Source organism: Salmonella sp. SAL04162 (assembly GCF_046551535.1).
Classification (GTDB): domain Bacteria; phylum Pseudomonadota; class Gammaproteobacteria; order Enterobacterales; family Enterobacteriaceae; genus Salmonella; species Salmonella enterica.
In genome coordinates, this window is sequence record NZ_JBGDVX010000001.1 from 597,673 (window position 1) to 617,001 (window position 19,329).

The window sequence follows — 19,329 nt, forward strand, 5'->3', positions numbered from 1 at the left end:
CTTATTTGAGTTCCAGTTCATTCATTGCCGCAATGCTGAACCCGCCGTCAACATGGACGACTTCGCCAGAAATGCCTGCCGAGAGATCGGAACACAGAAACGCCGCTGAGTTACCCACATCTTCAATGGTCACGGTGCGACGAATTGGCGTAACGGCTTCACAATGCGCCAGCATTTTACGGAAGTCTTTAATACCGGACGCCGCCAGCGTGCGGATTGGACCCGCAGAGATGGCGTTGACGCGAACCCCTTCCGGACCCATAGCATTTGCCATATAACGCACGTTGGCTTCCAGAGAGGCTTTCGCCAGACCCATGACATTGTAGTTCGGGATGGCGCGTTCCGCTCCCAGATAAGACAAGGTCAACAGCGCAGAACCCGGATTCAGCATGGTGCGGCAGGCTTTCGCCATGGCAACAAAGCTGTAAGAGCTAATATCGTGAGCGATTTTAAAGCCTTCGCGGGTAACCGCATTAACATAATCGCCGTCCAGCTGATCGCCAGGCGCGAAACCAATTGAGTGTACGAAACCGTCAAATTTCGGCCAAACGTTACCCAGCTCCGCAAACATAGCGTCAATGCTGGCATCTTCAGCGACATCACACGGTAAAACGATGCTGGAACCCAGCTGGGCAGCAAATTCTTCTACGCGGCCTTTCAGTTTGTCGTTCTGGTAGGTGAACGCCAGTTCAGCTCCTTCGCGGTGCATCGCCTGTGCGATACCGTAGGCGATGGACAGTTTACTGGCCACGCCAGTGACCAGAATGCGCTTACCGGAAAGAAAACCCATAGCTTTAATCCTTATAGTCATTGCTTATTTTTTGCTTTTACGAACAATGGTTAACAGCAACTTTTCAACATTATTCGAAATTAGTCTGAAATTATATCTCACTCCTGACCCCGTGTGTCACGCTATTTTTCCGCCGCTATCTCCGGCAGGTGACGTTCTAAAACCACACGGTAACGAAGTCCCTGAGGATTTTGAGCACTCCCCAGGGCCAAACTGGCAAATCAAAGAGTCTAATGGGACAGGCCCTACGCTGCAGTATACCAGCTGGTGTAAGGTTCGCCTCATCCAACCAGAGACACCGGGACGGATAGCAAGTACGCATAGCGATGCACCTTCCACCAGACAAATAAAGGTTCTGTAGGAAGCCTGAATATTCATCCGAATGGTTTACCTCACCTATTAGCGATGTTATATACCCTTCATACTTCAAGTTGCTTATGTGTTGGCTACGCTCGCTCACCCCAGTCACATAGTTATCTATGCTCCTGGGGACTCACTCCCTTGCCGCCTTTAAGCAACTCGAATTATTTGGGGTATAGACATGTAATTTTAACCAGCAAATGCTTAACAAAAATAATTTCTTTTTTAGGCGCTGTAAGTTTTCTCTATTTATTGATGCAGAGTAATACTTAATATGGAAAATTTTGGAAATCAGGTGATTACAGTAGTTACAAATCGGGTTTTTATATGTTTGCATGTGTATTATAATAAATTTTCAGAGGATGAGACATATGCCATTTACATTTCAGATCGGAAATCATAGTTGCCAGATATCAGAAAGGTATTTAAGAGATATCATCGATAATAAAAAAGAGCATGTTTTTTCAACGTATGAGAAATTCATAGATTTTTTCAGGAATATATTTACCAGTCGAAGTTTAATCTCTGATTATAGAGAAATATATAATCTACTGTGCCAAAAAAACGAGCGTCCCGATATTACGAAGCCTTTCTCGCTACGACCATTTTCGAGGCGAGATGAAGACTGTACACGATGGCGCCCCCTTCTTGGATATATTAAACTGATTGATGCCTCCAGACCTGAAACAAGAGATAAATACACTGTAGAGGTATTAGCGTATCAAGAAAATACGTTACTACTAAAACTGTTTTACGATGGAGTATTAGTGACCGAGACGGAGTGTTCTGAGCGTTGCGTCGATTTTTTAAAAGAAACGATGTTTAATTATAATAATGGGGAAATTACGCTTGCCGCTTTAGATAATGATAACCAGCCGCCGAGCGAAGCAGGTAGTAATGGAATCTATGAGGCTTTTGAGCAACGTTTGATAGACTTCCTGACCACGCCCGCCATGGCGTCTGGTGATGAGAGCGGCGCTACTGATCAGACGGATGCATCACAACCAGCGGCAATAGAGGCGTTTATTAACTCGTCGGAGTTTAAAAAAAATATTCGCATGCGTGATATTGAAAAAAATAAAATAGGTAGCGGAAGTTATGGGACAGTCTATCTGTTAAATGATGAGTTTGTTGTTAAGATTCCAATTAATGAGCGGGGAATAAAAGTGGATGTTAACTCTCCGGAACATCGTAATTGTCATCCTGATCGTGTCAGTAAGTATTTGAACATGGCCAATGGCGACAAGGATTTTTCTCGTTCGGCCATCATGAATATTAATGGTAAAGACGTTACGGTTTTAGTTTCAAAATATATTCAAGGTCAGGAGTTCGATATTGAAGATGAAGATAACTATCGAATGGCGGAGGCGCTTCTTGAATCCCGGGGGGTTTATATGCATGATATAGATAACTTAGGTAATATTCTGGTTAAAGAGGGGGTACTTTTCTTTGTGGATGGCGATCAAATCGTGCTGTCACAAGAATCCCGGCAACAGCGAAGCGCTTCTCTTGCAACAAGGCAACTGGAAGAGCAAATTAAGGCCCGTTACCTGATAAAATTAAAGCAGGCCGAGACCGAAGGAAATACTGAAGATATTGAATATTATAAGTCACTTATTACAGAGCTTGATGAGTTAATCGGAGAGGAAGAACAGACACCTGCGTCAGGAAGACGTTTTAAACTAGCCGCGCCGGAGGAAGGGACTCTTGTGGCTAAAGTATTAAAGGATGAATTAAAAAAATAGCATTTAGTTCCGTTCTTTTCTGCGAATCGCCGGGGCTCATTCGCTACAGATTTGCCGATCAATTATTGAGAGTTGCTATTCGTTTAAAAGTCGTTCGGGGGATCTGGACAGCCTGCAGCGGAGATGCAACTCGCAAGTAGGGTTGGCGATGCCGCGCTGCCATAGTGGATGAAATGCCTCGCGATGGTGCAACAACATTAACTCGCCTTGATTTTTCCCCTCTACCTGGCAAGAAGACCCCGGCTTTACGGATGGTCTCATGCCGTCGTATTAGCGTTGTTCGGCGTAGTATGTAAATTTCCTTATAGCAATAGAAGAACATTCTCAAAACATAAAATTAGCAAGTTATCATGAAGTTAACATATATTGTTTTTTTCGATCATTTTTTATATATTGATCGTTTTTATTGATTGATTTGCGTTAAAAGCGCATTATCAGGGAGTTAAGATCAAGTGGAGTGGTCACATGCGCTATTTTTTTATGGCAGAGCCGATAAGGGCAATGGAGGGGGATTTACTGGGTGTCGAAATCACTACCCATTTTGCATCGTCGCCCGCTCGTCCGCTACACCCTGAGTTTGTTATCTCGTCATGGGACAATTCGCAGAAGCGCCGTTTTCTGCTTGATCTATTGCGGACAATCGCGGCCAAACATGGCTGGTTTCTACGCCACGGCCTGTTCTGTATCGTAAATATCGATCGGGGTATGGCGCAGCTTGTCCTTCAGGACAAAGATATTCGCGCATTACTACACGCCATGCTATTTGTGGAGCTGCAGGTCGCTGAACATTTTTCATGTCAAGATAACGTCTTAGTCGATCCTTTAATACACGCGCTTCATAAACAACCTAATCCATTATGGCTGGGCGACCTGGGCGTAGGGAACGCAACCGCTGCGCCATTAGTTTGCGGGTGTTTTAGCGGCGTAAAACTTGATCGCAGCTTTTTTGTCTCACAAATTGAAAAAATGACGTTTCCGCTGCTTGTCAAACATATCCGGCATTATTGTGACAAGATTGTGGTGGGTGGCCAGGAAAACGCACGCTATTTGCCGGCGTTAAAAACGGCAGGCATTTGGGCAACCCAGGGCACGTTATTTCCTTCCGTTGCGTTAGAAGAGGTTGAAACATTGCTGTTGGGCAGTCGCATGAACACCCTCAGAGAATCGAACTGAGGGTATTTGTTTCGCTTAGCGATCCTTTCGCCATGCGTCAGCGGTCAGCGCCTCGCCAAAATGGCCTGCGATTAAACGGCGGGTAAGCTCATGTAGCGGAGAGGCGAGCACATCGGCGGTGCTGCCGCGTTCAACCACTTCCCCCTGATGCATCACTAATACCTGATCGCTAATATGCTTCATCATGCCGATATGCTGCGTGACATAGATATAGGAGATGCCTTGTTTTTCCTGCAATTCAAGCATCAGATTGATGAGCTGCGAGCGCATGGACATATCAAGCGAAGCCAGCGCTTCGTCCGCGATAATGACTTTAGGGCGTAAAATCAGCGCGCGGGCCAGGCCCAGACGCTGTTTCTGCCCCGGCGCCAGCATATGCGGGTAGTAGCTCACGTGATCGGGCAATAGCCCCACCATACGCATCGTCTCGACAATCTGTTTGCGCCGCTGTTCCGGCTCCAGATCGGTATTAAGGCGCAGGGGGAAGTCAAGGATCTGTGAAATACGTTGACGTGGATTCAGTGACGTTGAGGGGTCCTGAAAAATCATTCGAATACGTTGGCTTCGAAACGAATAGTCGCCGTAATGCAGGGGATGATCGTCAATAAGAAGCTCGCCGCTGGTGGGTTCAATCATGCCGGCCAGCATCTTTGCCAGCGTGGATTTGCCGGAACCGTTTTCGCCGATAATGGCCAGAGTCTGACGCTCACGAAGCGTAAAGCTTAATGGTTTCACGGCGTCGACGGTCTGGCGGCGAAACCATCCTGTCCGGTAGCGAAAGGTTTTACTCAGGTTGCGCACTTCAAGCAGAGTTTCCACCATATCACTCTCTCTCCATATTCAGCGGAAAATGACAGGCATAGAGATGATTTTTCGCGCCGGTTAAGCGTGGCGTGATAATGCATTCTCGTTGCGCGTAAGGGCAGCGCGGCCCCAGACGACAACCTATCGGTAACTGCTCCAGTAGCGGGATCGCGCCCGGCAGCGTATTCAGACGGCTTTTATGCGGCATCGCACTGCCAAAATCCGGAATCGCGCGGATAAGCGCCTGCGTATAAGGATGATGTGGCGTCGTCACCAGATCTTTACTTGGCGCGGTTTCTACCGTCTGGCCGCAGTATAAAACGTTGATTTTGTCAGCCCACTGACTCAGCATTTGCAGGTCGTGGCTAATCAACAGAATGGTGGTATTACTGTTTTGATTCAGTCGGGTCAGCAGGCGAAAAATTTGCGCCTGCGTCGTTGGTTCCATTGAGTTGGTGGGTTCATCAGCGATCAGGAGTCGCGGTTGATTCGCCAGCGCGATAGCGATCATGACTTTCTGACACTCGCCATCGGTCAGTTCATAGGGAAAACTGCGCATCGCGTCTTTATGATCTTTAATTCCCACCCGGTGCAGTAATTCAATAGCACGCCGTTTACGCCAGCCTAAACGCTGCCACCAGCGGCCTTTATAGGTCCAGGCGGGAATATTTTGCATTAGCTGGCGGCCGACGCGTTCGGAAGGATCAAGGCACGACTGCGGCTCCTGGAAGATCATCGACACATTATGCCCGACCAGCTTACGCCGTTCACGAGAGGAGAGGCGCAGCAGATCGATATCATCAAAACGCATACGGTCGGCAGTGACTCGCCAGTTGTCTTTCGCGACGCCGCAAATAGCTTTAGCAATCAAGCTCTTTCCGGAACCCGATTCACCTACCAGGCCGCGAATTTCGCCTTCGCTTAATGTCATACTGACGCGATCGACCGCTTTTACCCAACCTTCGCTGGTTTTAAATTCAATGGTGAGATTGCGGATATCCAGTAACGGCATTATTCCACCCCCGCAATAATCGCACGACGAATCCCATCTCCGAGCAGGTTTACCAGTAAAACACTGAGCGTTATCGCCGCGCCGGGTAGCATAACGGTCCACGGCGCGACATAGATTAACTCCAGCGCATCCCCCAACATGGCGCCCCATTCAGGAGAGGGAAGCTGCGCGCCGAGATCTAAAAATCCCAGCGCGGCGATGTCCAGAATCGCCATCGACAGCGCCCGGGTAATTTCGGTGACCAGACCGGCGGTAATATTCGGTAAAATGGCGAACCACAGAATATTCAGTGTTGTCGCGCCATCCAGACGGGCGGCAATGACGTACTCTTTTTCCAGTTCATCATGCACCATGCTATAGACGGAACGTACCATTCGCGGCAACAGGGCCAGCCAGACGGCAAACATCGCGTGTGACAGATGTGGGCCGGCAAATGCCACGACGATAATCGCCAGCAAGAGCGAAGGGATGGAAAGCAGCGTGTCCAGAATATGGTTCAGTACGGCAGAGCGTAAACCGTGCGTCGCGCCTGCCACTACGCCGAGGACTAATCCACATAGCGTAGCCGCCAGCGTTACGATAAACGCGCCGCCGACTGTGGGTGCCGCGCCGCTTAACAGGCGGCTCAGCACATCGCGCCCCAGATCGTCAGTCCCCAGAAAAAAGGAGACTTCACCATAGCGTGACCAGGAGGGCGGCAGTAGCTGATAGCCCAAAAATTGCTGATCGATACCATAGGGCGCGATCCAGCCGCCAAAAATACACAACAACGCCAGACCGGCGCATCCATACAGACCCACCATCGCGGGCGCGTCGCTATAAAATTTACGCCAGGCAGTGCGCAGGGTGCCTGGCGGGCGCTTTTCGCTGTATACGCTATCGTAAGGCATACCATTCCTTATGTTTCAGAGGGTTAGCCATAGCACCCAAAATATCGGAAATCACATTGACCACAATAACCAGCGACCCAATGACCATCACGCCAGCGGAAATAGCGGCATAGTCCTGCTGACGAATGGCGTGAATTAACCATCGTCCCAGCCCTGGCCAGCTGAAAACCATTTCGGTAATCATCGCCAGCGTTAACATGGTTGAAAACTGCAGGCCAAGACGGGGAATGACCGGCGGCAGCGCATTATGCAACACGTGACGGCGTAAAATCGTAAAGCGCGACAAGCCGCGCGTGGCCGCCGCTTTAACGTAGTTCTGATCGTAGACCTCAATAGTGCTGATTCGCATCAGGCGGATCACTTCTGTGGTCGGCGCGACGGAAAGCGTGAGCACCGGTAAAACCATATGTCGTATGGCGCTCATCACCATTTCATCGCGCCACGGCGAATCTGAAATCCAGGCGTCAATGATGGCGAAACCGGTAACCGGTTTAACTTCATAAAGTAGGTCAAATCGCCCGGATACCGGCAGCCACCCCAGCGTGAGCGAAAAGAACAGTGTGAGCAGAAGCGCCAGCCAGAAAACCGGAATTGAGAAACCTAATAGCGCCAGCGCGCTGATAAAACGATCCGGCCATTTGCTACGCGTCACGCCAGCCAGCATCCCGACCGGGATGCCGACCATCAGCGCAAAACCAAAGGCGAGAATGCACAGCTCCATCGTGGCGGGAAACACCTCTTTAAGCTGTTCGGAGATCAGCTGGCCGTTAATGCTGGACACGCCAAAGTCCCAGTGCAGCAGACCGTTGAACCAGAAAACCCAGGCATTCCATAATGATGCGCCTTGTAGCGGCGCGTGCGGCGTAAAATAGCTCAGGCTAAAGCCGATAAAGGTAAGGAAGAATAGCGTCACCAGCAACAGCAATAACCGACGCAGGGTGAAGATAATCATGGTTTTTTCACCTCTTCGTGTTTTTCGCGGGAGACGCCGGCAAAAGACGCATTGCCGAACGGGCTTAACACCAGCCCTTTAATATCGTAGCGGTAAGCCTGCAGGCGTAGTGATGATGCCAGCGGCAGTATCGGCAGCTCTTTCTCCAGGATATTCTGCGCTTCCTCATACGCTTCTATGCGCGAAGCCAACTGCTGCGACGACAGTGCCTTACGCAGCACGCTGTCAAATTCAGGGTTACACCAGTGGGCGAAATTGGTTTGCGAATTGATGGCTGCACAGCTTAACAGCGGTCTGAAAAAGCTATCCGGATCGTTGCTGTCCGTGGCCCAGCCGGATAAGGTCAGATCGTGATTCATATCCATCAGGCGCGCCTCCTGGAAACGACCTTCAACCGGCACAATGACCACTTTTACGCCAACCTGCGCCATATCCGCCTGAATAAGCTCCGCCGTTTTTAGCGGACTTGGGTTCCAGGCCTGAGAACTAGTCGGCACCCAGAGATGCAGCGTAAGATTCTCAATGCCCAGCGCTTTTAGCTGTTCGCGCGATTTTTCCGGATTGTACTCCGTAATTTTGGCATCGTTATCGTAAGCCCATGAGGCTCTCGGTAAAATGGAGGCTGCGGTTTCTGCCGTGCCGTAATAAATCGACTGCATCAGGCGCTGGTTGTTGATCGATAAGGCCAGCGCATGGCGCACTGCGGGATTATTCAACGGCGGCTTATCGGTGTTAAAGGCCAGATAGGCGATATTCATCCCCGGGCGCAACGTCAGGCGCAAACGCGGATCGTCGCGTAAAATAGTTAGCTGGCTGGCGGCGGGCCAGGCCAGAACATCGCATTCACCGGTCAGTAATTTTGATAAACGCCCGGTACCGCCGGAGCCTAAATCCACTACTACTTGCGGCATCAGCGGTTTGCCGCGCCAAAAACCATCGTGGCGCTGGAGACGAATAAACTGCCCGGCACGGTACTCCGAAAGCTGGAAAGGCCCGGTGCCGACCGGTTGGCGGTCTAGCAGTTCCTGACGATCTTTTCGGCTAAGCTGCGCGGCGTACTCAGCGGACATGACGGAAGCGTAGTGTGTAGCCAGATGCCATAAAAAGGAGGCGTCTGGCTGCGTCAGGCGAAACTCAACGGTGTTATTGTCCAGCTTACGCACGCTTTTTACATTGTCGGCGAACTGTAGGCTATCAAAGTAGGGGAAGCTACTGCCGTTGATGTTATGCCACGGATGCCGACGATCAAAAATCCGCTGAAAGGTAAAGACAACATCATCAGCATTGAGTTTTCGGGTCGGCGTAAACCAGGCGGTTTTTTGAAAGGAAACGTCGCGGCGCAGGTGAAAACGGTACGTTGCCCCGTTATCCAGCACCTCCCAGCTTTCTGCCAGCTCTGGGACTAAACGATAAGTATAGGGATCGACATCCAACAGGCGGTCATATAACTGGGCGGCCAGGGTATCGACGATGAGGCCGCTGCTCGCTTTTTGCGGATTAAAGGTGTTGACCTGCCCGCTGACACAATACACAAAGCCGCTATCGCGAATATCTGCACTCGCAGTTTGTTCGGGCGCAGTCGCAGCCGTAGCCTGACTACTCAGTAGACCCGCTATCACGATCAGAGACGATAAAACCAGGCGCATAATAGTTAAGTTTTTGAAGTTCAATTTGCAAAGTGTATCGCACTTCGGCCCGCCACGTAAAAATGTCGGTGGATAACTGGCGTAAATGTCGTCAATTAGCCGGAGAAATAGCTAAAGCTGATGCTTTTTAAGCAAGGCGCGAAACTGGTGGTAGGTGAGTGCCAGCAAATCGGCGGCTCGTTTCTGGTTAAATTTCGCCTGCTGTAAGCTACGTTGCAGCAGCGCTTTTTCCTGTTGCAGTTGAAACTCCCGCAACTTGAGCGGCAGGTCGGGCGTGGCGGTTGCCGATGGCAGGGCGGGCGCGGGCGGTTCGGCGGGATGGCGTTGAAAAGGATCGATAACAATTTCATCCAAAGGATGTTCACTACTGCCGTGGCGATACACTGAACGTTCGACTACGTTTTTCAGCTCGCGGACATTACCCGGCCAGGCGTAATGCAACAACGTTTCTTTTGCCCGATCGGTAAAACCGGGAAATAAGGGCAGACGTAGTTCACGACACATCTGAATAGCAAAATGCTCGGCCATCAGCATGATATCGCTCTGGCGTTCGCGCAGCGGCGGCAGTTGTACAACATCAAAAGCCAGCCTATCGAGCAGATCGGCACGAAATGTCCCTTCCTTCACCATGGCGGGTAAATCGGCATTGGTGGCGCATACTAATCGCACATTAACCTGTAACGGCTGGCTGCCGCCGACGCGCTCTAGCTCGCCATATTCAATCACCCGCAGCAGCTTTTCCTGTACCAGCATCGGCGCTGTCGCCAGTTCATCCAAAAACAGCGTGCCGCCATCGGCGCGTTCAAAGCGACCGGGATGACGTTTTTGCGCCCCGGTAAAAGCGCCCGCTTCATGACCAAACAGTTCGGAGTCCAGCAGATTTTCGTTAAGCGCCGCGCAGTTAAGCGAGATAAGCGGCCCCTGCCAGCGTGAAGAGAGATAGTGCAGGCGATTGGCGATAAGTTCTTTACCCGTACCGCGTTCGCCAATAATCAGCACTGGCTTATCCAGCGGCGCGAGCCGGGAGACTTGTTCCAGTACTTCAAGAAAACGGTTTGCCTCGCCGAGCAGGTTATCTTTAAATTCAGCCATGATGAAAATCGCCACTTGTTAGTGTTTTTCACCACTTTATCCTTTTTTGCTGGCGAGGTAAAACGAAACAATTTCTTTATTATCAGTGATATGAAAAGTTGGCACGCAAATTGTATTAATCATGTAGCAGGGCATCGCCCGTTATCAGAACATTATGTGAGGATTGAATTATGGGTATTTTTTCTCGTTTTGCCGACATCGTGAACGCCAATATCAATGCGTTGTTGGAAAAAGCGGAAGATCCGCAGAAGCTGGTGCGCCTGATGATTCAGGAGATGGAAGATACGCTGGTGGAGGTTCGCTCGAACTCCGCGCGTGCTTTAGCGGAAAAGAAACAGTTATCCCGTCGTATTGAACAGGCTACGGCTCAGCAGGCCGAGTGGCAGGAAAAAGCGGAACTGGCTCTGCGCAAAGATAAAGACGATCTGGCGCGCGCCGCATTGATTGAAAAACAAAAGCTGACCGATTTAATTGCTACGCTTGAACAGGAAGTCACGCTGGTGGATGACACGCTGGCACGCATGAAGAAAGAGATTGGCGAGCTGGAAAACAAACTCAGCGAAACACGCGCTCGCCAGCAGGCGCTGATGCTGCGTCATCAGGCGGCGAGTTCTTCCCGCGATGTCCGTCGTCAGCTTGACAGCGGCAAACTGGATGAAGCCATGGCGCGGTTTGAATCCTTTGAACGTCGTATCGATCAAATGGAAGCGGAAGCGGAAAGCCATCGTTTTGGTAAGCAGCAATCGCTGGACCAACAGTTTGCCAACCTGAAAGCCGATGATGAAATCAGCGAGCAGCTGGCGCAGTTGAAAGCCAAAATGAAGCAAGATAATCAATAATGACAATGGCGGCGCCGATACGCGCCGTCGCTCATCAGCTTTAGGTGTAAGGAGAACGCATGAGCGCGCTATTTCTGGCCATCCCGTTAACCATTTTTGTGTTGTTTGTGTTACCGATTTGGCTGTGGCTGCATTACAGCAACCGCGCCGGTCGGGGAGAACTTTCGCAAAGCGAGCAGCAACGCTTACTGCAACTCACAGACGATGCGCAACGTATGCGCGAGCGCATTCAGGCGCTGGAAGACATTCTTGATGCAGAGCATCCGAACTGGAGAGAGCGCTAATGGGTGGAATCAATCTTAATAAAAAACTATGGCGTATGCCGCAAAAGGGCATGGTACGTGGCGTTTGCGCCGGGATCGCCGACTACCTTGATGTACCGGTAAAACTGGTGCGTATTCTGGTCGTGCTGTCGATTTTCTTTGGGCTGGCGTTTTTTACCGTAGTGGCCTATATCGTTCTGTCTTTTGTACTGGACCCTATGCCGGATAATCTGGCCGCAGGCAAACCGCAGCCGACCAGCGGCGAACTGCTGGATACCGTAGACAGAGAGCTTGCCGCAGGCGAAAAGCGTTTGCGAGAAATGGAACGCTACGTCACGTCAGATACGTTCACACTGCGTAGTCGTTTCCGTCAACTGTAAGTGATATATCGGGAAGGTGAAGATGAATACTCGCTGGCAACGCGCCGGGCAGAAGGTGAAGCCCGGCTTCAAAATAGCAGGTAAGCTGGTTCTGTTGACCGCGTTACGCTACGGGCCTGCCGGCGTGGCGGGATGGGCGGTAAAATCCGTCGCCCGTCGTCCGCTAAAAATGTTGCTGGCGTTTGCGCTGGAGCCAGTACTTCGTAAGGTGGCGAATAAAATTTCGCAGCGTTACAAATAGCGAGTCTGGTCATAATATTTCGTTAAGCTCTGGCGTATAGTGTGTGCGAAATACATTACGTGTCAGGACGGAAGTATGTTGAAAAAAGGAATATTTGCGTTAGCGCTATTCGTAGCCATGCCGCTTTATGCCGCAGAATACTGGATAGATGTCCGCATTCCGGAACAATATCAGCGTGAGCATATTCAGGGCGCGATTAATATCCCATTGAAGGAGATTAAATCTCATATCGAAACGGTAGTTCCAGACAGGAACGATACGGTAAAGTTATATTGCAACTCCGGGCGACAGTCGGGCATGGCAAAACAAATGTTGCTTGATATGGGGTATACGCACGCGATGAATATGGGCGGCATCAGTCGTCTTGATATGCCGAAAGTAAAAAAATAGATAATCTATTGCTCAATACTCATACTAACCGCGGCGCTTAATGCGCCGTTGTTGATCTCTCCGGGTAGTTGATAATAACGTTTTTGCACATATCTATAACGCAGGCTCGTTATTATTTTTTCTTCTCTTCAGGCTCAACAGGATGTCAATGAAGCGACTTAAAACTGAACTCAACGCGCTGGTCAATCGTGGGGTAGACAGGCATTTGCGTCTTGCCGTAACCGGGTTGAGCCGCAGCGGTAAAACAGCGTTTATCACGGCGATGGTTAACCAGTTGCTTAATGTCCACGCGGGCGCGCGCTTACCGTTGCTCAGCGCGGTACGCGAAGAACGCCTGCTTGGCGTAAAGCGCGTGCCTCAACGTGATTTTGGTATTCCCCGTTTTACCTACGACGAGGGGATACTTCAGCTTTATGGCAATCCTCCCGCATGGCCCACACCGACGCGCGGCGTCAGTGAGATTCGGCTGGCGTTGCGCTATCGCTCAAACGACTCGCTGCTGCGCCATTTTAAAGATACCTCGACATTGTATCTGGAGATTGTGGACTATCCAGGGGAATGGTTACTCGATCTGCCCATGCTGGCTCAGGATTATTTAAGCTGGTCCCGTCAGATGAACGGCTTGTTACAAGGACAACGCGCTGAGTGGGCCGCAAAATGGCGGCAACTTTGCGACGGGCTCGATCCGCTGGCGCCCGCCGATGAAAACCGGCTGGCGGAGATTGCCGCCGCCTGGACGGATTATTTGCATCAGTGTAAATCGCAGGGATTGCATTTTATTCAGCCTGGACGGTTTGTTTTGCCGGGCGATATGGCGGGTGCGCCAGCGTTGCAGTTTTTCCCGTGGCCGGATGTAGACGCCTTCGGCGAGTCAAAACTGGCGCAGGCGGATAAGCAGACCAACGCTGGAATGCTGCGCGAACGCTTTAACTACTATTGTGAAAAAGTGGTCAAGGGGTTCTACAAAAATCATTTTCTACGCTTTGATCGCCAGATTGTGCTGGTCGACTGTCTGCAACCGCTTAATAGCGGGCCGCAGGCGTTTAATGATATGCGTCTCGCTTTAACGCAGCTGATGCAAAGTTTTCACTATGGTCAGCGAACTCTGTTTCGCCGCCTGTTTTCGCCGGTGATTGACAAATTGCTGTTCGCCGCGACGAAAGCCGACCATGTCACCCTCGACCAACATGCCAATATGGTGGCCTTGCTCCAGCAGCTTATTCAGGATGCCTGGCAAAATGCCGCGTTTGAAGGCATTAGTATGGATTGCTTGGGGCTGGCGTCGGTACAGGCGACCACCAGCGGCGTGATTGAGGTCAACGGTGAAAAAATCCCGGCTTTACGTGGAAACCGTTTGAGTGACGGCGCGCCGTTAACCGTGTACCCCGGCGAAGTGCCTTCGCGTTTGCCGGGGCAAGCGTTTTGGGATAGTCAGGGTTTTCAGTTCGAAGCCTTTCGTCCGCAGGTGATGGATGTTGATAAACCGTTACCGCATATTCGTCTGGACGCTGCGCTGGAGTTTTTAATAGGAGATAAGCTGCGATGAGCGAACCGTTAAAACCGCGTATTGATTTTGCAGAACCGCTAAAGGAGGAACCTACGTCGGCCTTCAAAGCGCAGCAAACTTTCAGCGAAGCGGAGTCGCGTACATTTGCGCCTGCAGCTATCGATGAGCGCCCGGAAGACGAAGGCGTGGCAGAAGCGGCGGTCGATGCCGCGCTGCGTCCCAAACGCAGCCTGTGGCGTAAAATGGTGATGGGAGGGCTGGCGCTGTTTGGCGCGAGCGTGGTCGGGCAAGGCGTACAGTGGACAATGAATGCCTGGCAAACTCAGGACTGGGTCGCTTTAGGCGGCTGTGCCGCAGGCGCGCTGATCGTTGGCGCTGGCGTAGGATCGGTGGTCACGGAGTGGCGGCGATTATGGCGCTTGCGCCAGCGGGCGCATGAGCGGGATGAAGCGCGTGAACTGTTACATAGCCATAGCGTCGGGAAAGGTCGCGCATTTTGCGAAAAACTGGCGCAGCAGGCGGGGATTGATCAATCACATCCGGCATTACAACGTTGGTATGCCGCTATTCACGAAACGCAAAACGACAGGGAAATCGTCGGTTTGTATGCGCATCTGGTACAGCCGGTACTTGACGCGCAGGCGCGACGTGAGATTAGCCGTTTCGCCGCGGAATCGACTTTGATGATCGCCGTCAGCCCGTTAGCGTTGGTGGATATGGCGTTTATTGCCTGGCGTAATTTACGCCTGATTAACCGTATCGCAACGCTGTATGGCATTGAACTTGGTTATTACAGCCGCCTTCGTCTGTTCCGTCTGGTGTTGCTGAATATCGCGTTCGCGGGAGCCAGTGAGCTGGTGCGTGAAGTCGGTATGGACTGGATGTCTCAGGATCTGGCCGCACGCCTGTCCACGCGCGCGGCGCAGGGGATTGGCGCAGGTCTCCTTACTGCTCGACTGGGAATAAAAGCGATGGAGCTATGTCGGCCATTGCCGTGGATCGACAACGATAAACCACGTCTCGGTGATTTTCGTCGTCAGCTTATCGGTCAGCTAAAAGAGACGTTACAAAAGAGTAAGTCGTCGCCTGAGAAATGACCTTCCACAGGGCGCTGACTGCCTGGCTTTACGCCACAGCGCCCGTTTTTCCGTCATGCTGTCAATATTTGTTGACAGAATCCTTCCTGCCAGCCGAATAGTGGCTTATCATCTATTTAATGGTTCATTATTCAGGTGAAGGTTCCCATGCGTCTGGAAGTCTTTTGTGAAGACCGACTTGGTCTGACCCGCGAATTACTTGATTTACTGGTGTTACGTAGCATTGATTTACGCGGAATCGAGATTGATCCCATTGGGCGAATTTATCTTAATTTTGCTGAGCTGGAATTCACCGACTTCAGCAGCCTGATGGCCGAAATCCGCCGTATTTCCGGCGTAACGGATGTCCGTACCGTTCCCTGGATGCCGTCCGAGCGTGAACATCTGGCCCTGAGCGCGCTGCTTGAGGCGTTGCCGGAGCCGGTGCTCTCATTGGATATGAAGAGTAAAGTGGAGATGGCGAACCCGGCGAGTTGTCAGCTTTTTGCCCAGAGCCAGGAGCGAATGCGGCACCATACCGCCGCACAATTAATCAACGGCTTCAATTTTCAGCGCTGGCTGGACGGTAACCCGCAAAGCTCCCATAACGAACATGTCGTGATCAACGGGCAAAACTTCCTGATGGAGATTACGCCGGTACATTTACAAAACGAAAATGACGAATACGTGTTGACCGGGGCGGTCGTGATGTTGCGTTCCACGATTCGTATGGGGCAGCAGCTACAGAATTTGTCCACGCAGGATCTGAGCGCGTTTAGTCAGATCATTGCCGTGAGCGCAAAGATGAAGCACGTTGTTGAGCAGGCGCGCAAACTGGCGATGCTCAGCGCGCCGCTGCTGATTACCGGCGATACGGGAACCGGCAAAGATCTTTTCGCCTATGCCTGTCATCAGGCAAGCCCTCGTTCAGCGAAACCGTATCTGGCGCTCAACTGCGCTTCAATCCCGGAAGATGCGGTAGAAAGCGAACTATTTGGCCATGCGCCGGAAGGTAAAAAAGGCTTTTTTGAACAGGCGAATGGCGGCTCGGTGCTGCTGGATGAAATTGGCGAAATGTCGCCGCGTATGCAGGCGAAGCTGCTACGTTTTCTCAATGATGGTACGTTCCGTCGCGTCGGCGAAGATCACGAAATTCATGTTGATGTCCGCGTTATCTGCGCCACGCAGAAAAATCTGGTGGAGCTGGTGCAAAAAGGACTGTTCCGCGAAGATCTCTATTATCGACTTAACGTTCTGACGCTTAATTTGCCGCCGTTGCGCGATTGTCCGCAGGATATTATGCCGTTGACCGAACTGTTCGTGGCGCGTTTTGCCGACGAACAGGGCGTTCCGCGACCGAAACTGTCTGCCGATCTGAGTACGGTCCTCACTCGTTACGGCTGGCCGGGTAACGTTCGCCAGCTTAAAAATGCTATTTACCGGGCGCTGACGCAACTGGAAGGGTATGAGCTGCGTCCGCAGGATATCCTGCTGCCTGACTACGATGCCGCGACGGTGGCAGTCGGCGAGGATGCGATGGAAGGTTCGCTGGATGACATTACCAGTCGTTTCGAACGTTCTGTCCTGACCCAGCTTTATCGTAGCTATCCGAGTACGCGTAAACTGGCGAAACGGTTGGGGGTATCGCACACCGCGATTGCCAATAAGCTGCGTGAATATGGTCTGAGCCAGAAGAAGGGTGAAGAGTAGGAAAAAGAAGGCCTCTGGATAGAGGCCTTCTTGTGACAAAAGAGCACCGCCTGTAGCACTGACAAACGTAGCGCCAGCAGGCGCTGGCTTATGCCTTCAGGACATTAAGCGCGGCGTCGTAATCCGGCTCGTGGGTGATTTCATCCACCAACTGGCTGAAAATAACGTTGTCGTTTTCGTCAAGCACGATGACTGCGCGCGCCGCCAAACCTTTCAGCGGGCCGTCAACGATTTCGACGCCGTAGTTTTTCAGAAACTCGTTATTACGCAGAGTGGAAAGCGTAATAACGTTGCTCAGGCCTTCCGCGCCGCAAAAACGCGACTGTGCAAAAGGCAGGTCAGCAGAAACGCACAATACGACGGTATTCTCCACTTCTGTGGCCAGTTGATTAAACTTACGAACTGATGCGGCGCATACGCCAGTATCAATGCTTGGGAAAATATTCAGCACTTTGCGTTTGCCTGCATATTGGCTGAGGGAAACGTCAGACAAATCTTTTGCGACAAGAGTAAAAGCCTGTGCTTTGCTACCAGCCTGCGGAATAACGTTGGCAACGGTGACCGGGTTACCCTGGAAATGTACAGTCTGTGACATAATTATGTTCCTATTTACTTATAGTTAACGTCGAAATTCAGTTTAAGTCATTATTCATTAACACGGCAAATACTATTTGTAGCAAGCCGCGTCCGGCGCTATCAGAGGGGAAGAGATGAGATCTGTTAAGGTATATGAGGAAACCTGGCCGTTGCATACGCCTTTCGTTATTGCGCGTGGTAGCCGAAGCGAAGCGCATGTTGTCGTTGTCGAACTGGAAGAAGAGGGCGTAAAAGGCATCGGGGAATGTACGCCATATCCACGTTATGGTGAAAGTGATGCCTCGGTCATGGCGCAAATCATGAGTATTGTGCCTCAGTTGGAAAACGGGCTGACTCGCGAAGCATTGCAGAAACTGTTGCCGGCAGGCGCGGCGCGCAACGCGGTGGATAGTGCCTTATGGGATTTGCAGGCCCGCCAGCGGCAGCAAAGCCTTGCCGGGCTGCTCGGCGTGACGCTGTCCCCGGTTTTTACTACCGCGCAAACGGTAGTGATAGGCACGCCGGAACAGATGGCAGCCAGTGCGGCGGCACTATGGGAAAAAGGGGCGACGTTGCTGAAAATCAAACTCGATGCTCGTCTGATTAGCGAACGTATGGTGGCGATCCGCGCGGCGGTGCCGGAGGCGACGCTCATTGTGGACGCCAATGAATCGTGGCGTCCGGAGGGGCTGGCGGCGCGTTGCCAGTTACTGGCGGATCTGAATGTCGCGATGCTGGAGCAGCCGCTGCCCGCGCAGGATGACGCCGCCCTGGAAAATTTTATTCATCCGTTGCCCATCTGTGCAGATGAGAGCTGCCATACTCGCAGTAGTCTGAAAGCCCTGACGGGGCGCTACGATATGATTAACATTAAGCTGGATAAAACCGGCGGTCTGACCGAGGCGCTGGCGCTGGCAACGGAGGCGCGGGAGCAAGGATTCGGCCTGATGCTGGGCTGTATGCTCTGTACATCAAGAGCGATTAGCGCCGCGCTGCCGCTTATGCCGCAGGTGAGCTTCGCCGATCTTGATGGCCCAACATGGCTGGCGGTTGATGTTGAGCCCGCGCTACGCTTTACGACGGGTCAACTCCATCTTTAGGATGCCAGCGGAGCAGATTCGACATAGCCAGCAGGTATTTTTCGCTGGCTTCATCGGCAGAAACAGGGGGAAACTCGGCGGTAATGCAGTGCAGGTTGAGGTCGGCGCACCAGCTGCCAAACGAACCGGGCGTTTCGTAACCAACGCTGGTCACCAGCGGCAACGCAAACGCATCGGCCAGCCACTCGCCTAGCTCGCTGCGACGTGGATCTTCAATGCAGGCTAGCGGATCGTGAAAAGAGACGACCCAGGCGGGTTGGAGTCGATGTATTAACTGGCAAAGCGCCTGGGTTTCCGGTTCTGAGCCGGGATGGTCGCCGGTTAGCAGCACGACATCACGCTCTTGCGCGCGGCTATTCCAGCGATAAACTGTTTCACCCGCTTTCCAGTTGGCGGCGGGAAAGTTACGGTTTAAATCAATGCCATTTGCATTTGCCCTTAATCCCAGTTGACAGCCATCAGGATTAACGGCAAGTACGACATGATGACGGCGAAGGGAAGGATTTAAGGTGCGTAACGCACAGGAGAGCGTCACCACGGATGAGGTTTCATCCCCGTGGGTGCCAGCCAGTATCAGGCCGCTTTCGCGATCGGCGGCAGGCGCCGGAAACCAGATTAGCGGTGCGCCTAGTAGCGAACGTCCATAATGTTCAGTGCCTGGCGGAAATGCGCCGCGCTCGGCACGGGGGCGGGTGACAGTCATACATGTTTCCCGAAGCTGAGACCAGTAGGGTAATCATCGTAGTGTTGTGTAAAACCCGCCGATTATCAAATGGTTTCTAT

General features: G+C 51.7%; 21 protein-coding genes and 1 pseudogene. 11 read left to right on the forward strand and 11 right to left on the reverse strand.

The features are described 5' to 3' along the window. Position 1: 1 nt before the first annotated feature. From fabI to ACLJRH_RS03230, 3 genes and pseudogenes are all read right to left on the reverse strand, one after another. On the reverse strand, positions 2–790 hold the full coding sequence (gene fabI / locus ACLJRH_RS03220; RefSeq protein ID WP_000506501.1) for an enoyl-ACP reductase FabI: 789 nt from the start codon (positions 788–790) through the stop codon (positions 2–4). A 117-nt stretch (positions 791–907) separates the two neighbouring features. Beyond that, positions 908–1,202, reverse strand: a pseudogene (locus ACLJRH_RS03225) (hypothetical protein). Positions 1,203–1,283: 81 nt separating this feature from the next. Then, positions 1,284–1,487 carry a hypothetical protein gene (locus ACLJRH_RS03230; RefSeq protein WP_031604531.1) on the reverse strand — a complete coding sequence of 68 codons (204 nt, stop codon included), beginning with the start codon at positions 1,485–1,487 and terminating at the stop codon, positions 1,284–1,286. A gap of 34 nt (positions 1,488–1,521) precedes the next feature. On the opposite strand from ACLJRH_RS03230, the gene steC reads away from it, so the two are divergent. Both steC and ACLJRH_RS03240 read left to right on the forward strand, forming a co-directional pair. Next, on the forward strand, positions 1,522–2,895 hold the full coding sequence (gene steC, locus ACLJRH_RS03235) for an SPI-2 type III secretion system effector kinase SteC (RefSeq protein WP_024147826.1): 1,374 nt from the start codon (positions 1,522–1,524) through the stop codon (positions 2,893–2,895). A 465-nt stretch (positions 2,896–3,360) separates the two neighbouring features. Further along, positions 3,361–4,068 carry an EAL domain-containing protein gene (locus tag ACLJRH_RS03240; protein ID WP_001268408.1) on the forward strand — a complete coding sequence of 236 codons (708 nt, stop codon included), beginning with the start codon at positions 3,361–3,363 and terminating at the stop codon, positions 4,066–4,068. A 15-nt stretch (positions 4,069–4,083) separates the two neighbouring features. Here ACLJRH_RS03240 and sapF read toward each other — a convergent pair whose 3' ends face one another. The 6 genes from sapF to pspF form a co-directional block, all read right to left on the reverse strand. Beyond that, a complete protein-coding gene (sapF, locus tag ACLJRH_RS03245) occupies positions 4,084–4,890 on the reverse strand; it encodes a peptide ABC transporter ATP-binding protein SapF (protein ID WP_000230462.1) in 807 nt (268 codons plus the stop codon). Position 4,891: 1 nt separating this feature from the next. Next, positions 4,892–5,884 carry a peptide ABC transporter ATP-binding protein SapD gene (sapD, locus tag ACLJRH_RS03250; protein ID WP_001128869.1) on the reverse strand — a complete coding sequence of 331 codons (993 nt, stop codon included), beginning with the start codon at positions 5,882–5,884 and terminating at the stop codon, positions 4,892–4,894. Continuing rightward, positions 5,884–6,774, reverse strand: coding sequence for a peptide ABC transporter permease SapC (gene sapC, locus ACLJRH_RS03255; RefSeq protein ID WP_001146150.1), 891 nt, complete (start codon positions 6,772–6,774; stop codon positions 5,884–5,886). Before sapC ends, sapD begins: the two co-directional genes overlap by 1 nt. Continuing rightward, positions 6,761–7,726: a peptide ABC transporter permease SapB gene (gene sapB, locus ACLJRH_RS03260; RefSeq protein ID WP_000583298.1), complete on the reverse strand. Its 966-nt coding sequence runs from the start codon at positions 7,724–7,726 to the stop codon at positions 6,761–6,763. Before sapB ends, sapC begins: the two co-directional genes overlap by 14 nt. Continuing rightward, entirely contained in the window at positions 7,723–9,372 is a 1,650-nt protein-coding gene (gene sapA, locus ACLJRH_RS03265) for a peptide ABC transporter substrate-binding protein SapA (RefSeq protein ID WP_001241628.1), read from the reverse strand. Before sapA ends, sapB begins: the two co-directional genes overlap by 4 nt. 111 nt (positions 9,373–9,483) lie before the next feature. Continuing rightward, a complete protein-coding gene (pspF, locus tag ACLJRH_RS03270) occupies positions 9,484–10,464 on the reverse strand; it encodes a phage shock protein operon transcriptional activator (RefSeq protein WP_001543112.1) in 981 nt (326 codons plus the stop codon). A gap of 170 nt (positions 10,465–10,634) precedes the next feature. Between pspF and pspA the strand changes: the two genes are divergently transcribed. The 8 genes from pspA (at position 10,635) to tyrR (ending at position 16,870) form a co-directional block, all read left to right on the forward strand. After that, entirely contained in the window at positions 10,635–11,303 is a 669-nt protein-coding gene (pspA, locus tag ACLJRH_RS03275) for a phage shock protein PspA (RefSeq protein WP_023223270.1), read from the forward strand. A 59-nt stretch (positions 11,304–11,362) separates the two neighbouring features. Continuing rightward, the gene (gene pspB, locus ACLJRH_RS03280; RefSeq protein WP_001274953.1) at positions 11,363–11,587 is read left to right on the forward strand and encodes an envelope stress response membrane protein PspB; all 225 of its coding nucleotides are present in this window, start codon (positions 11,363–11,365) and stop codon (positions 11,585–11,587) included. Next, a complete protein-coding gene (pspC, locus tag ACLJRH_RS03285) occupies positions 11,587–11,946 on the forward strand; it encodes an envelope stress response membrane protein PspC (RefSeq protein WP_000508938.1) in 360 nt (119 codons plus the stop codon). Before pspB ends, pspC begins: the two co-directional genes overlap by 1 nt. 22 nt (positions 11,947–11,968) lie before the next feature. Then, positions 11,969–12,187, forward strand: a complete 219-nt coding sequence (gene pspD / locus ACLJRH_RS03290; RefSeq protein WP_001097608.1) for a phage shock protein PspD — start codon at positions 11,969–11,971, stop codon at positions 12,185–12,187. Between the two features lie 75 nt (positions 12,188–12,262). Continuing rightward, positions 12,263–12,577, forward strand: coding sequence for a thiosulfate sulfurtransferase PspE (gene pspE / locus ACLJRH_RS03295; RefSeq protein ID WP_000913432.1), 315 nt, complete (start codon positions 12,263–12,265; stop codon positions 12,575–12,577). A gap of 148 nt (positions 12,578–12,725) precedes the next feature. Further along, positions 12,726–14,123, forward strand: coding sequence for a YcjX family protein (locus ACLJRH_RS03300; protein WP_000825860.1), 1,398 nt, complete (start codon positions 12,726–12,728; stop codon positions 14,121–14,123). Further along, positions 14,120–15,181 carry a TIGR01620 family protein gene (locus ACLJRH_RS03305; RefSeq protein WP_001294472.1) on the forward strand — a complete coding sequence of 354 codons (1,062 nt, stop codon included), beginning with the start codon at positions 14,120–14,122 and terminating at the stop codon, positions 15,179–15,181. Before ACLJRH_RS03300 ends, ACLJRH_RS03305 begins: the two co-directional genes overlap by 4 nt. A gap of 147 nt (positions 15,182–15,328) precedes the next feature. Then, positions 15,329–16,870: a transcriptional regulator TyrR gene (gene tyrR, locus ACLJRH_RS03310; RefSeq protein WP_001235493.1), complete on the forward strand. Its 1,542-nt coding sequence runs from the start codon at positions 15,329–15,331 to the stop codon at positions 16,868–16,870. A gap of 88 nt (positions 16,871–16,958) precedes the next feature. Here the strand turns inward: tyrR and tpx are convergent, their stop codons facing one another. Beyond that, on the reverse strand, positions 16,959–17,465 hold the full coding sequence (gene tpx, locus ACLJRH_RS03315) for a thiol peroxidase (protein ID WP_000084401.1): 507 nt from the start codon (positions 17,463–17,465) through the stop codon (positions 16,959–16,961). A gap of 115 nt (positions 17,466–17,580) precedes the next feature. Here tpx and ycjG point away from each other — a divergent pair, with 115 nt between their 5' ends. Further along, positions 17,581–18,546: an L-Ala-D/L-Glu epimerase gene (gene ycjG, locus ACLJRH_RS03320; protein WP_001258075.1), complete on the forward strand. Its 966-nt coding sequence runs from the start codon at positions 17,581–17,583 to the stop codon at positions 18,544–18,546. Here the strand turns inward: ycjG and mpaA are convergent. After that, positions 18,521–19,249: a murein tripeptide amidase MpaA gene (gene mpaA / locus ACLJRH_RS03325; protein ID WP_000219104.1), complete on the reverse strand. Its 729-nt coding sequence runs from the start codon at positions 19,247–19,249 to the stop codon at positions 18,521–18,523. The genes ycjG and mpaA overlap by 26 nt on opposite strands. Positions 19,250–19,329 lie beyond the last annotated feature (80 nt).

Bases quoted from the DNA above. Each gene is read 5' to 3' on its own strand.
- fabI (WP_000506501.1), bottom strand. From the start codon at position 790: ATGGGTTTTCTTTCCGGTAAGCGCATTCTGGTCACTGGCGTGGCCAGT.
- ACLJRH_RS03230 (WP_031604531.1), bottom strand. From the start codon at position 1,487: ATGCAAACATATAAAAACCCGATTTGTAACTACTGTAATCACCTGATT.
- steC (WP_024147826.1), top strand. From the start codon at position 1,522: ATGCCATTTACATTTCAGATCGGAAATCATAGTTGCCAGATATCAGAA.
- ACLJRH_RS03240 (WP_001268408.1), top strand. From the start codon at position 3,361: ATGCGCTATTTTTTTATGGCAGAGCCGATAAGGGCAATGGAGGGGGAT.
- sapF (WP_000230462.1), bottom strand. From the start codon at position 4,890: ATGGTGGAAACTCTGCTTGAAGTGCGCAACCTGAGTAAAACCTTTCGC.
- sapD (WP_001128869.1), bottom strand. From the start codon at position 5,884: ATGCCGTTACTGGATATCCGCAATCTCACCATTGAATTTAAAACCAGC.
- sapC (WP_001146150.1), bottom strand. From the start codon at position 6,774: ATGCCTTACGATAGCGTATACAGCGAAAAGCGCCCGCCAGGCACCCTG.
- sapB (WP_000583298.1), bottom strand. From the start codon at position 7,726: ATGATTATCTTCACCCTGCGTCGGTTATTGCTGTTGCTGGTGACGCTA.
- sapA (WP_001241628.1), bottom strand. From the start codon at position 9,372: ATGCGCCTGGTTTTATCGTCTCTGATCGTGATAGCGGGTCTACTGAGT.
- pspF (WP_001543112.1), bottom strand. From the start codon at position 10,464: ATGGCTGAATTTAAAGATAACCTGCTCGGCGAGGCAAACCGTTTTCTT.
- pspA (WP_023223270.1), top strand. From the start codon at position 10,635: ATGGGTATTTTTTCTCGTTTTGCCGACATCGTGAACGCCAATATCAAT.
- pspB (WP_001274953.1), top strand. From the start codon at position 11,363: ATGAGCGCGCTATTTCTGGCCATCCCGTTAACCATTTTTGTGTTGTTT.
- pspC (WP_000508938.1), top strand. From the start codon at position 11,587: ATGGGTGGAATCAATCTTAATAAAAAACTATGGCGTATGCCGCAAAAG.
- pspD (WP_001097608.1), top strand. From the start codon at position 11,969: ATGAATACTCGCTGGCAACGCGCCGGGCAGAAGGTGAAGCCCGGCTTC.
- pspE (WP_000913432.1), top strand. From the start codon at position 12,263: ATGTTGAAAAAAGGAATATTTGCGTTAGCGCTATTCGTAGCCATGCCG.
- ACLJRH_RS03300 (WP_000825860.1), top strand. From the start codon at position 12,726: ATGAAGCGACTTAAAACTGAACTCAACGCGCTGGTCAATCGTGGGGTA.
- ACLJRH_RS03305 (WP_001294472.1), top strand. From the start codon at position 14,120: ATGAGCGAACCGTTAAAACCGCGTATTGATTTTGCAGAACCGCTAAAG.
- tyrR (WP_001235493.1), top strand. From the start codon at position 15,329: ATGCGTCTGGAAGTCTTTTGTGAAGACCGACTTGGTCTGACCCGCGAA.
- tpx (WP_000084401.1), bottom strand. From the start codon at position 17,465: ATGTCACAGACTGTACATTTCCAGGGTAACCCGGTCACCGTTGCCAAC.
- ycjG (WP_001258075.1), top strand. From the start codon at position 17,581: ATGAGATCTGTTAAGGTATATGAGGAAACCTGGCCGTTGCATACGCCT.
- mpaA (WP_000219104.1), bottom strand. From the start codon at position 19,249: ATGACTGTCACCCGCCCCCGTGCCGAGCGCGGCGCATTTCCGCCAGGC.